11 protein-coding genes and 1 tRNA gene are annotated in these 12,137 nt (G+C 58.5%); 3 read left to right on the top strand and 9 right to left on the bottom strand.

The window, feature by feature from the left end; all coding sequences use genetic code 11:
• Nucleotides 1–235 precede the first annotated feature (235 nt).
• Together cra and HGP31_RS04180 are read left to right on the top strand one after the other, a co-directional pair.
• Nucleotides 236–1,231: a catabolite repressor/activator gene (cra, locus tag HGP31_RS04185; RefSeq protein WP_020796548.1), complete on the top strand. Its 996-nt coding sequence runs from the start codon at nt 236–238 to the stop codon at nt 1,229–1,231.
• A 3-nt stretch (nt 1,232–1,234) separates the two neighbouring features.
• A complete protein-coding gene (locus tag HGP31_RS04180; protein WP_020796547.1) occupies nt 1,235–2,011 on the top strand; it encodes a TatD family hydrolase in 777 nt (258 codons plus the stop codon).
• Here HGP31_RS04180 and HGP31_RS04175 read toward each other — a convergent pair whose 3' ends face one another.
• The 5 genes from HGP31_RS04175 to HGP31_RS04155 form a co-directional block, all read right to left on the bottom strand.
• Entirely contained in the window at nt 2,012–2,401 is a 390-nt protein-coding gene (locus tag HGP31_RS04175; protein ID WP_168757225.1) for a hypothetical protein, read from the bottom strand.
• A 174-nt stretch (nt 2,402–2,575) separates the two neighbouring features.
• On the bottom strand, nt 2,576–3,280 hold the full coding sequence (locus HGP31_RS30905; protein ID WP_371106603.1) for a methyl-accepting chemotaxis protein: 705 nt from the start codon (nt 3,278–3,280) through the stop codon (nt 2,576–2,578).
• A gap of 1,544 nt (nt 3,281–4,824) precedes the next feature.
• A complete protein-coding gene (gene ampE / locus HGP31_RS04165; RefSeq protein ID WP_168757223.1) occupies nt 4,825–5,661 on the bottom strand; it encodes a regulatory signaling modulator protein AmpE in 837 nt (278 codons plus the stop codon).
• Entirely contained in the window at nt 5,661–6,218 is a 558-nt protein-coding gene (ampD, locus tag HGP31_RS04160) for a 1,6-anhydro-N-acetylmuramyl-L-alanine amidase AmpD (RefSeq protein ID WP_168759130.1), read from the bottom strand. Before ampD ends, ampE begins: the two co-directional genes overlap by 1 nt.
• A 62-nt stretch (nt 6,219–6,280) precedes the next feature.
• Nucleotides 6,281–7,657 carry a DUF1631 family protein gene (locus tag HGP31_RS04155; RefSeq protein ID WP_168757222.1) on the bottom strand — a complete coding sequence of 459 codons (1,377 nt, stop codon included), beginning with the start codon at nt 7,655–7,657 and terminating at the stop codon, nt 6,281–6,283.
• Nucleotides 7,658–7,899: 242 nt separating this feature from the next.
• Here HGP31_RS04155 and nadC point away from each other — a divergent pair, with 242 nt between their 5' ends.
• A complete protein-coding gene (gene nadC / locus HGP31_RS04150) occupies nt 7,900–8,748 on the top strand; it encodes a carboxylating nicotinate-nucleotide diphosphorylase (protein ID WP_020796541.1) in 849 nt (282 codons plus the stop codon).
• Between the two features lie 94 nt (nt 8,749–8,842).
• On the opposite strand, the gene HGP31_RS04145 is transcribed toward nadC, so the two are convergent.
• From HGP31_RS04145 to rpsO, 4 genes are all read right to left on the bottom strand, one after another.
• Entirely contained in the window at nt 8,843–9,148 is a 306-nt protein-coding gene (locus HGP31_RS04145; RefSeq protein WP_020796540.1) for a DUF6388 family protein, read from the bottom strand.
• Nucleotides 9,149–9,282: 134 nt separating this feature from the next.
• Nucleotides 9,283–9,358, bottom strand: a tRNA-Thr gene (locus HGP31_RS04140).
• Between the two features lie 181 nt (nt 9,359–9,539).
• Nucleotides 9,540–11,645 (bottom strand): polyribonucleotide nucleotidyltransferase, encoded by a 2,106-nt coding sequence (gene pnp / locus HGP31_RS04135; protein ID WP_020796539.1) that lies wholly within the window; start codon nt 11,643–11,645, stop codon nt 9,540–9,542.
• 209 nt (nt 11,646–11,854) lie between these two features.
• Nucleotides 11,855–12,124, bottom strand: coding sequence for a 30S ribosomal protein S15 (gene rpsO / locus HGP31_RS04130; RefSeq protein WP_011332409.1), 270 nt, complete (start codon nt 12,122–12,124; stop codon nt 11,855–11,857).
• Nucleotides 12,125–12,137 lie beyond the last annotated feature (13 nt).

The following is a 12,137-nucleotide window of genomic DNA, read 5'->3' as shown; positions in this document are numbered from 1 at the left end:
GCCTTTGTCTTAAAACAATCTTCGGCGGTTTCACGGCAGAACCGGCCAAAGCAGCCATTAATGTAGAAAATACGCTTGCTGAATCGTTTAATCTAGAGTGATTGGCACGTTACTCGATAATGGTGCATCGTTGAAGCCCAACTTGTCGGATGCGTTGTGACCAAGGTCGCCTGCCTGAATCGGGTAGGATTGGTGAAAATGTCGAGGCAAGCTCGAAAAAACAAGGAATAGCGGGTTGAAACTCAGTGATATAGCCCAGCTGGCCGGTGTGTCCGTCACCACCGCCAGCTACGTCATCAACGGCAAGGCCGAACAGCAACGTATCAGCAGCGCCACCGTTGAGCGCGTGCGCGCGGTCGTCGAAGAACATGGTTTCACGCCTAATCCCCAGGCGGCCGGCCTGCGCAGTCGCCACACCCGGACCCTGGGCTTCATTCTGCCGGACCTGGAAAACCCCAGTTACGCGCGGATCGCCAAGCTCCTTGAACAAGGTGCCCGGGCGCGTGGCTACCAGCTATTGATTGCCAGTTCCGACGATGCACCCGACAGCGAACGGCAATTGCTGCAACTGTTCCGCGCCCGTCGTTGTGATGCCCTGATCGTTGCCAGTTGCCTGCCGCGGGGTGACGACAGCTATCGCCAACTGCAAGCCAAAGGCATTCCGATCATCGCCATCGACCGGGTCATGGAGCCTGAATATTTCTGCTCGGTGATCAGCGATGACCGAGAGGCCAGCCTGCACCTGACCCAAAGCCTGCTTGAGCCGTTGCCCAAGCAGATCGCCTTGATCGGCGCGCGTCCCGAATTGAGCATCAGCCAGGAACGGGCTGCTGGCTTCAAGCAGGCCCTGGTCGGGTACGACGGCGAAGTGCTCATCGAACACGCTGATTCGTTCAGCCGTGAGTGCGGCAAGCAGTTGATGGAAGAACTGATCCAACGCGTAGGACATTTGCCCGAGGCCCTGGTGACGACGTCCTATGTACTGCTTCAGGGTGTGTTCGATGCGTTGCACGATTTCCCGTTGAAAACCCGCCCGCTGCGTCTTGGCACATTTGGAGACACCCAGTTGCTGGATTTCCTGCCGCTGCCGGTGAACGCCATGGCACAACAACACCAATTGATTGCCGACAAGGCGCTCGCACTCGCCCTGGCAGCCATCGAGCAGTCCGATTACCAACCCGGTGTGCTGGCCATCGCGCGGACGTTCAAACAACGTATTCGCCAGGACTGAGCCATGGACCTGATCGACACCCACACCCACCTGGACTTCCCCGACTTCGACGCGGATCGTCAGGCACTGATGGCCCAGAGCCGAGCTCTCGGGGTACGTGAAATGGTGGTATTGGGGGTGTATCAGGGTAATTGGCAGCGCGTCTGGGAATTGGTGCAAAGCGATCCCGACCTGCATGCGGCGTTCGGTTTGCACCCTGTGTACCTGGAGGATCATCGCCCCGAACATCTCACCGAACTGGGCGACTGGCTGGGGCGACTGGCCGGCCATCGCCAGCTGTGTGCGGTGGGCGAGATCGGCCTGGACTACTTCATCGAAACCCTGGACCGCGAACGACAGCAGGCGTTGTTCGATGCGCAACTGCAACTGGCGGTGGATTTCCACCTGCCCGCGCTGATCCATGTGCGGCGCAGTCATGCGGCGGTGATTGCCACGCTCAAGCGTTTCAAGTTGAAACGCGCCGGAATCATCCACGCCTTCGCGGGCAGTCAGGAAGAAGCGCGCGAATACATCAAGCTCGGTTTCAAGCTCGGCCTCGGCGGCGCTGCGACCTGGCCCCAGGCGCTGCGCATGCACCGCGTACTCGCCCACTTGCCACTGGAGTCGGTGGTGCTGGAAACCGACTCGCCGGACATGGCGCCAGCGATGTTCCCCGGCCAGCGCAACAGCCCGGCGCACTTGCCAGCGATCTGCACGGCGCTGGCGCAAATCATGTCGCTCGCCCCGGAACAACTGGCCGCCGCGAGCAGCGCCAACGCCCGTGAACTGTTCAACTGGTAATCAGTCGACGTGGGCCTTGGCGGCCTCGAGAATCAACGTCATGTGCTGACGCTGGCGGGCGAATCGAAGAGCAACGAAGTAGACGAAAATCGCCACCAGTGAAATGTTCAGTTGCTCCACGACGCTGAGCATTCCAATCCATTCCAGTACCAACGCCACCAGCAATGTGCTGCAAATCATGATTAGCAGGCTGGCCTTCAACATGGCTAACGAGTCCAGGGTCTTGAAGCGCCTGATCTGTTTCGGGTCGCTCAGTTGCAGGGCTTTCTGACAGTGGGTACAGGTGAATGCTTCGTTGATTGCAATGGCATTGAGTTGCCAGGGTTTGAGCAATAGCGTGCGCTGGCAATGTCCACAGCGCCCCTGGATACCAAGTGTTGCGACAGCCATAACCGTGCCTCCTCCATGCGGTCAGTGACGTTGATAGTCCTTCATTGAAGACGAAAAAAGCAGTTCCTAAGAAAATAAGGACCTTTCCTACAAAAGAAGAGGATGAGGTACTACAGAAATTTCAGGCGCTCACCAACCTGTGGGACTGAACTCCCACAGGTTGGTGAGATGTCTTCAGACCCGGAAGGCGCTGATCAACTGCTTGAGCTGCACCACCTGCGCCGACAGCGCGCGACTGGCATCCTCCGTCTGGTGCGCACCTTCGGCAGTACGCTCTCCGGCACGATTGATCTCGACAATGTTCTGGTCAATGTCGTGGGCCACGGCGGTCTGCTGCTCCACAGCCGCGGCAATCTGCTGGTTCTGATCGACGATCATGCCGACAGCGCCCAGGATATTGTCCAGGGCTTGCTGGACCTTTTCCGACTGCCCCACCGTTCCATTGGCCATCTCATGGCTGACGCTCATCGCCTTGACCGCGGCCCCAACACCGCCATGCAGCTTGGCGATCATCTGTTCGATCTCTTCGGTCGATTGCTGGGTGCGCTTGGCCAGTGTGCGGACTTCATCCGCCACCACCGCAAATCCGCGCCCCTGCTCACCCGCCCTGGCTGCCTCAATAGCGGCATTGAGTGCCAGCAAGTTGGTCTGTTCGGCAATGCTCTTGATCACCTCCAGCACACGACTGATGGACTGGCTGTCGCTGGCCAGTTGGTTAATCACCTGCACCGACTGGTCGATTTCACTGGCCAGCGCAGCGATGCTGCCCTGCTGCGATTCCACCAGCCCACGACCGCTCGCCGTTTCGTCGTTGACACTGTGGGCGCTGCTGACGGCGGCGGCAGCGCTGCGCGCCACCTCAAGGGACGTGGCCGACATCTGATTCATCGCCGTGGCGACCTGCTCGATCTGCGAGCGCTGACCGGCCACGGCCTGGTTGCTTTGCGCGGAGACACTCTCTACTTGCCCGGCTTGGCGCTCGACCTCGCCGACGGTCTGTCCGACACGCTCGATCAAGTCATGGATCTTTTTCACGGTGCCGTTGAACACCTCGCCCAACTCACCCAGCTCATCACGACTGTGGGCGTTGAAAGTGACCGTCATGTCGCCGGCCGCCACTTTGTCCATGACCTCGCCAAGACGCTTGAGGGTGGTGCGGGTCGAGGCGTAGAACGCACCGTACAGATAAAAAATCAGCACAAACACCACCGACAGCGCCACGGCCTGCAGAATCATGTGCGTGCGGTTCTGTTCCAGGCGTTGTTGCAACTGGGTGCCGAGAAATTTCAAGGTGGCTTCATTGAGTTGATAGGTCTGGCCCATCAGCGCCGAGACCTGATCGTAAAAGGCCTGCCATGGTGCATCGAGCGTGTCGGCCATCACCACCTGCTCTTCGAACAGTTCGCTGGCCTTTTTCAACGAGGCCTTGCTGCTGTCAGCCTGGGTCGCCAGGGTTTCACGTGCGGCGTTGCTCGAGCCCGTTGCGTCCTGCAGCTTCAGGCCGTACTCGGCATGGAGCTTGTCGAGCTGTACCAGCAATTCATCGAAACGCGTGCTCGACGACGAATTGAGAAACCCCTGGCCCAAGGAAGAGGAGCCCAATGCGCGACCTTCACCCAGCATCTGGGTAACGCGCGGAGTGATGTTGGTGACGAGCTCGCTCAGCTGACGCATGTCACTCTGGCTATCGTGGCTGAGACCGGCCTGACTGGCGATGATCTGGCCGAAGACCTGTGCATTGCCGAGCAGCTTGCTGATCAGTGCACTTTTGCTTTGCAGGGACTTTTCCGTCTGCTGCGCTTTGAATGCGTTGATCATTTCATCGCGCTTGGCATCGAACAGCACGACCTGCTCCGGATCGGTGGCCATTGCCGTCAAGCCCTGCAAACGTGCCAGGACACCTTGTTCAAGCGTACCGATCTGCGTCTCGACATTTCCCGCCTTGCCCGACTGGCCCAAGGCGACGTTGATCTGCACAAGATTGTTCAGGGTTTCCAGATCACGCCTTAACGCGAGACTGCTACCCAACAGATCCAGGCTCTGCAATTCGACCCGGGTGCCCTGGAACTCGCGATAGGAATCACGCACCAGGTAGAAGTTGGTTACCAGCATCGGCACCAGGAACAGTACGCTGATCAGGCTGAACTTCATGCCGAAGCTCAGGCGGTTCATCAGCGCGACGGCGGGATAGAGCAAGCTCTTCACTGGAAGTCTCCCTTCGATTTCTTATTTTTATTGGCGGGCGCAGCGAGACGGCAGATAGCCAGTATTCGGCGCTATCTCTGTATAGCGTAAATCAGGGGAGATTTTTGTAACTTAAGGTTAACGGAAGACACATTTTAAGAGTGACGGCATTCCCGAGAAGAACGATGACGCGGTGCTACAGACACACCGCGGCGCCTGGTTCCCCGGCAACCCAGCGCCTACGGCAGAACCGTCCACAACGCAAACCCCGCATACCAGAGCACTGCCGCTCGCAGCAGCAACTCCCAGATGCGATCGAGGCTGTTGACGCCTTCAGGCCCGACCACCGGGGCTGGAATCTCACCGGCTACCAGCCCGACCTTTTCGATCAATTGGGCAGCGCTGATGTTCCAGTTCAACAGTTCGTGCAACATCACCCGGCTGACCGCGACAAAGTTGCCGACCAGGGCAAAACTCGCTGCCAACAGACGCACCGGCACCCAGTCGAATGCATGGCGCAGTTGCGCCGCGCGCTCGACCACAGCCGGGTTTTGCCCGTGTTCTTCGGCCAGCGTCAGCAATCGATAACTCAGCGCGGCCACCGGCCCGAGCAGGAAGTACCAGAAAATGATCGCGAAAAAGCTCTGGTAGGCCTCCCACAGCAAATGCCCTTCGACCCGCTCCAGCAGTTGCTCGGCATTGTCGGCGCAGATGTCCAGGTCACGCTTGGCCACATGAGCCGCCGCTTGCAGGTCTTCGCGACGCCAGGCATCGCGAAAGGATCCTAGCTCCCCCAGCAGGTCACCACGCCCCAGGCTGTAGATCACCACCAGCAAATGCACCGGCAACGCCAACAGACCGTAGGCTACGGGGTCGAGCACCACCAGCAGCAAGCCCAGCACCGCCACTGGAAACAACACCAGCACGGCAAGGACCAGCCACGGCCGCTCTACCAGACGCGGGCTGAGCTCTAGCTTGTTCAGCTCACGAATCCAGCCAGCGTCGTGCTGAACCCGGTGGCGCAGGGCCGAAAACTTCTCGATCCATACCGCCAACAGCAACACCAGAAAACTCATTATCCTTCCTCTTGTGCCAAGGCCGCGCGATAGCGTGCCCAATCGAACGCGGGTCCCGGATCGGTCTTGCGCCCAGGGGCGATATCGCTGTGCCCGCAGATACGCTGCGTGGTGATGGCCGCAAATGCCGATTGCAACTGCCGGGTCAGGGTCGTCAACGCTCGATATTGCGCATCCTCGAACGGCAGATCATCCGTGCCTTCGAGTTCGATGCCTATGGAAAAATCGTTACAGGTTTCCCGCCCTTCAAAACTCGACACGCCCGCATGCCAGGCACGCTCAAGGCAAGAAACAAACTGAGTGACGGTGCCGTCACGCTCGATCAGAAAGTGCGCGGAAACCCGCAGGTGCGCAATCCCTTCAAAATAGGGATGCTCCGTGACATCCAGGCGGTTCTGGAAAAACTCCTGCACCTTTCCAGTCTTGAACTGCGCTGGCGGCAGGCTGATGTTGTGGATCACCAGCAGGGAAATTTCGCCCTCGGGGCGCGCATTGAAGTTGGGCGAGGGGCATAAATGCACGCCTTTGCACCAACCGCTGGCGGGGTCCAACTGCATACAGGTTCCTTCAACGACGACTGTGTTGGCGCCAGTATGCCGCGATAGGCCATCGGGGGCGATCATTTGACGCGATTGAGGTACTGCAATTTGCCCATCACTGAAGCCAGGTCTGGTTCAAACAATACGCCATCGTCGAACACACGTGCAGTATCGACCGGACCTTCCTCAGCCGTAGGCAGGATGATTGGCTCCAATACCTCGACCGTCGCTGTCGCATCGGCTCGCGAATGCCCTGGATGCTCGAACATTTGAACGTGCAGGTACTCCAGCTCGCTGAAAAACGCACGGGTCGCAAATGGATCGAACGCCGAACCGCTCAGCCCTTCGCGCAATGCCTTTAGCAACGCCGGAACCAGCGTCAACAAATGCTCACGAGCATCGGGCGGGTCATGACGTTGGACGCTCCAGATCAATTGCATCATGGTCTGCACATCAGCCTGCCACTGCAGTGACAGATGGCCACGCTTGAGGCAGGTCAGTAGCAATACCTTGCTCCAAGTCTCGAGCACGAATGCCAGCACACTTTGCGGCAATGTCTTACCCAGCAGAGCCTGGTTCAAAGCTTGCTCTACTCGCTGGCGGGCCAAAGCGGTCTGGGCGCGGCTTTCTTCGGCGTCGCGAATCCGCTGCTCCAGCCGTTCAATGCGTCGGCGTTCGTCACGGGTGAGCGCGTCAGCTTGCTCACCTTCCGGCATGGCAAGCTCAGAAGCGGTGTTGTTATCCATCGTGTCGTTTGTAGGGGCAGGTGTCAGGCCTGGCAGCACGCCGGTGGCGATCAACAGTTGGTTGGCCTGGGCGTAAAGCTGGCCGGCGCCACTGAGCACATAGCGATCAAACAGCGTGAGGATGATCAGCTTGACCTTGATGTCCACACCCAGGTGACGCCCGGCCGCCAGGAAGCACTTGCAGAGCACCGTGGGCCCCAGGGGATTGTGCTGTTCGATCAGCGTCCTTCCCAACAACGTACTGAGGCGTGCGGTGAGCTGGTCGAGGGCGAAACCGTCGCGGTAGAGCACCTTGTTGACCATCGCTTGCACAGCCAGGTTGCGTTCGGGCGCGTCATCAGTCGGCGCAACACTCGCATTGGGAGACAATGACCGAGGCAGCATCCTGTAGGCGAGATCGCATTGGCCGAGGTTGATGAACGCCTTGAAGAGTTGCTCGAAAAACAACCGCTCGATACTTTTGCGTTTCAAACGCAAATCGCGCATCGCCTCAAAGAAAAGATTCTGCTCAACATCGTCAGGTGCCCGGTCGGCCATTTCGAAGAGGGTATCGTCGGCATTATCGAACAGCACCTGCAAGCCCTGCCTGAGCTGTTGCGTCGCCTTGTCGCGAACCTGCAACACAATGACAGGCAGGCGGGCGAGTGGCAGTTGCGTCGCCTGGTCACTAGCGACCCTGCGCAATGGCACTACATTCCCGTCGATGTGCATCCAGCCTCCTGAAATTCCAGACCGTCAAAGCCATGACGTCAAATCCAAGGCGAATTATCAGGTAAAGGGCGTCCTTGCGCCACCCCGGCGCGTACTTCGCAGGAAAAGGAGGCAGCCCCAAGGGGGCATCACACACGCAATCGACCAAATGCAGGCTTCAGAACGCCAGCAACCGTTCTGACGCCTTGGGTTGCTCAGTACCATGGCCCTATAATCGGGGCACTTTGTTTGTGGAGCGCCTTATGCCGAATCTACGTCTCGCCGACTTGAACGCCGAAATCGAAGCCAACGTGCGCCGCGCGTTGCTCGAAGACATCGGCAGCGGCGACATCACCGCACAGCTGATCCCTGCTGAACGCCTGGCCAAAGCCACCATCATCACTCGCGACGCTGCCGTCATCAGCGGTACCGCCTGGGTGGATACCGTGTTTCGCCAGCTCGACCCACGGGTTGCGGTGCACTGGCAGGTTGCCGATGGCGAGCGGGTCAAACCCAATCAGGTACTGTTCCACCTCGAAGGGCCAGCTCGCTCGCTGCTGACGGGGGAGCGCAGCGCGCTGAACTTCCTGCAAATGCTCTCTGGCGTTGCCACTCGCGCGCAGCAGTTGGCGGACTTCGTTGCCAATACCCAAGTTAAACTGCTCGACACCCGCAAAACCCTGCCAGGGCTGCGTTTGGCGCAGAAGTACGCCGTAACCTGTGGCGGTTGCCACAACCACCGCATCGGCCTGTATGACGCCTTCCTGATCAAGGAAAACCATATCGCCGCCAGCGGTGGCATCCCGCAGGCCATCGCCGCCGCCCACAAGATTGCGCCGGGCAAGCCGGTAGAAGTCGAAGTGGAAAGCCTGGATGAACTCAAGGAAGCCCTGGCGGCCGGTGCCGACATCATCATGCTTGATGAGCTGAGCCTGGATGACATGCGCGAAGCCGTGCGCTTGAACAACGGCAAGGCAAAGCTGGAGGCCAGCGGCGGGATCAACGAAAGCACGCTGCTGCCGATTGCCGAAACCGGGGTGGATTACATTTCGATTGGGGCGATGACCAAGGATGTGAAGGCTGTCGATCTGTCGATGCGACTGAGTCTGTGACCAGCAACGCATACCTGTAGAAGCCCGGCTTGCCGGCGATGGCGATCTGAAGGACGCTATCGTCGGCAAGCCGGCCTCTTAAAGAGCGTTTTTGTCAGACCACCAGATTGTTCATCTCGCAGTACTCTTCCCATTCCACACCCAAGACCTCGGCCGCTTCCTTGTGCAGTTTCAGGCGTTCGGTCTCGTACTCTTCAGGGGTCGAGGTGTACTTGAGCGTCAACTCCCACGGCTGCAAGCCCTGGGCTTCGGCTTCATCCTCGAATGCCCACTGGATCTGGTCCTTCTGATCATCGGGTGGCAAGTCCTTGATCTCTTCCAGCAAATGGGGTACGTCCAGCACGTATTTCTTGAGGGCTTCTTCGTGTCTGGCTTCTTGAGACAATTCTTTAACGGTCATGGCGTTCTCTTTGATCGGGGGAATGGAAGATGGATCTGGATCATCAAGGATCTCTCTGACGCAAAAAAACCGCGTGAAGCCCGGCTTTTCTGGCCTTCAGAACCATTCGGGATCATCTGAAAACAACGTGTCGCTGGTGCCCGAGACAGGAATCGAACCTGCGACCTTCGCGTTACGAGTGCGCTGCTCTACCGACTGAGCTACACGGGCAGTGGGCTAAACCTAGCACTGACCATGGGGCCAGGCAACTTCGAACACTGTTAAAAATCAAAAGATCGCAGCCTTCTGCAACGCCCGCATAAGGCTACGATCCTTTGATTTTTCTGCACATGGCAAAACGCCCCGAACCAGTCGGGGCGTTTTGTTGTTCAGCGGTCAGATGCGGGAGTGATTAAACGCCCGAAGCCTTCGCCGCCGCTACGTCCTTGATGGACAGCTTGATACGGCCGCGGTTGTCCACGTCCAGTACCAGCACTTCCACTTCCTGACCTTCTTTCAGGATGTCAGTCACTTTCTCTACGCGAGCATCGCTCAGCATGGAGATGTGAACCAGACCGTCCTTGCCAGGCAGGATGTTGACGAATGCGCCGAAGTCGACGATGCGCTCAACCTTACCGACGTAGATCTTGCCGATTTCGGCTTCAGCGGTAATACCCAGGACGCGCTGACGAGCAGCTTCTGCAGCTTCCTTGGTTTCACCGAAGATCTTGATCGAACCGTCGTCTTCGATGTCGATCGAAGCCTTGGTCTCTTCACAGATCGCACGAATGGTCGCGCCGCCTTTACCGATGACATCACGGATTTTGTCGGTGTCAATTTTCATCGCGATCATGGTCGGAGCGTTTTCCGACAGCTCGGTACGCGACTGGCCAATGATCTGGTTCATCTGGCCGAGGATGTTCAGGCGCGCTTCCAGGGCTTGGCCCAGAGCGATCTCCATGATCTCTTCGGTGATGCCCTTGATCTTGATGTCCATCTGCAGCGCGGTCACGCCTTTGGCGGTACCGGCTACCTTGAAGTCCATGTCGCCCAGGTGGTCTTCGTCACCCAGGATGTCGGTCAGGACGGCGAATTTCTCGCCTTCTTTAACCAGACCCATGGCGATACCGGCAACCGGTGCCTTCATTGGGACGCCAGCGTCCATCAGGGCCAGGGAAGCACCGCAAACGGAAGCCATGGAGCTCGAACCGTTGGATTCGGTGATTTCCGATACAACGCGGATGGTGTACGGGAACACGTCAGCGGCAGGCAGCATGGCCTGAACCGAACGACGTGCCAGGCGGCCGTGACCGATTTCACGACGACCAGCGCCACCCATGCGACCACACTCGCCCACCGAGAACGGAGGGAAGTTGTAGTGCAGCATGAACGGGTCTTTTTTCTCGCCTTCCAGGGTGTCCAGAAGTTGTGCGTCACGGGCAGTACCCAGCGTCGCAACTACCAGGGCCTGGGTTTCGCCACGGGTGAACAGGGCCGAACCGTGAGTCTTCGGCAGAACGCCGACTTCGATGTTCAGCGGACGTACGGTACGGGTGTCGCGACCGTCGATACGTGGCTTGCCGTTCACGATGTTTTCGCGAACGGTGCGGTATTCGATTTCGCCGAAAGCCGCTTTGACTTCAGCAGCGGAAGGCTGGCCTTCTTCGCCGGACAGCTTGGCGACGACCTGGTCCTTCAACTCACCCAGGCGAGCGTAACGGTCAGCCTTGATGGTGATGGTGTAGGCCTGGGAGATCGCCTCGCCGAACTCGGCGCGGATCGCACCCAGCAGTTCAGTGGCTTCGGCTTGCGGAGCCCAGGTCCAGGTTGGCTTGGCAGCTTCGGCAGCCAGCTCCTTGACGGCCTGGATCACGGCCTGGAATTCGTCGTGGGCGAACAATACTGCGCCCAGCATCTGGTCTTCGGTCAGCTCTTTGGCTTCCGATTCAACCATCAGGACGGCTTCCGAAGTACCGGCAACGACCATGTCCAGGCTCGAAGCCTTCAGTTGTTCGTAAGTCGGGTTCAGCAGGTAGCCGGTGCTTTCGTGGAAGGCAACGCGGGCAGCGCCGATCGGGCCATCGAAAGGAATGCCGGAGATGGCCAGGGCAGCCGAGGTACCGATCATCGCAGCGATGTCCGGATCGGTCTTCTTGCTGGTGGACACGACGGTGCAGACAACCTGCACTTCGTTCATGAAGCCTTCAGGGAACAGCGGACGGATCGGACGGTCGATCAGTCGGGAAGTCAGGGTTTCTTTCTCGGAAGGACGGCCTTCGCGCTTGAAGAAACCGCCAGGGATCTTACCGGCAGCGTAAGTCTTTTCCTGGTAGTGAACAGACAGTGGGAAGAAACCCTTGCCTGGATCGGCTTGCTTGGCACCAACGACGGTCACCAATACGCTGACGTCGTCGTCAACGGTGACCAATACTGCGCCGGAGGCCTGACGGGCGATACGGCCAGTCTCGAGGGTAACGGTCGACTGACCGAACTGGAATTTTTTGATTACCGGGTTCACGGTGTCCTACCTTCTTTTGTGGCTCTTGGGGAAACTGGGTTCTTGCGAAATTCTTGGGCAACACCGGGAATCGGCCCGACGGGTTGTCCTGGGTGCTCTTGCACAGGCAAAACGAGTATCCAGATAAAACTTGAGGCTGGGAGCCTGCCATGCGCCGGCGGAAACCCGCTGACGCACGACAGACAACCAACCTCTAGCGCAATCGCTGATTAGCGACGCAGACCCAGGCGAGCGATCAGAGCGCTGTAACGGCTCACGTCCTTGCCTTTCAGGTAGTCCAGCAGCTTACGACGCTGGTTAACCATGCGGATCAGACCACGACGGGAGTGGTGATCTTTACCGTTGGCCTTGAAGTGACCTTGCAGTTTGTTGATGTTGGCGGTCAGCAGTGCAACTTGCACTTCTGGCGAACCAGTGTCACCAACAGCTTGCTGGTAGTCAGCTACGATTTGAGCTTTTTCTTGAACGTCGAGAGCCATGTGGCAATCCTTT

This window comes from Pseudomonas umsongensis (genome assembly GCF_012647205.1).
Classification (GTDB): Bacteria; Pseudomonadota; Gammaproteobacteria; order Pseudomonadales; family Pseudomonadaceae; genus Aquipseudomonas; species Aquipseudomonas umsongensis.
This window is presented reverse-complemented; position numbering and strand designations above follow the sequence as displayed.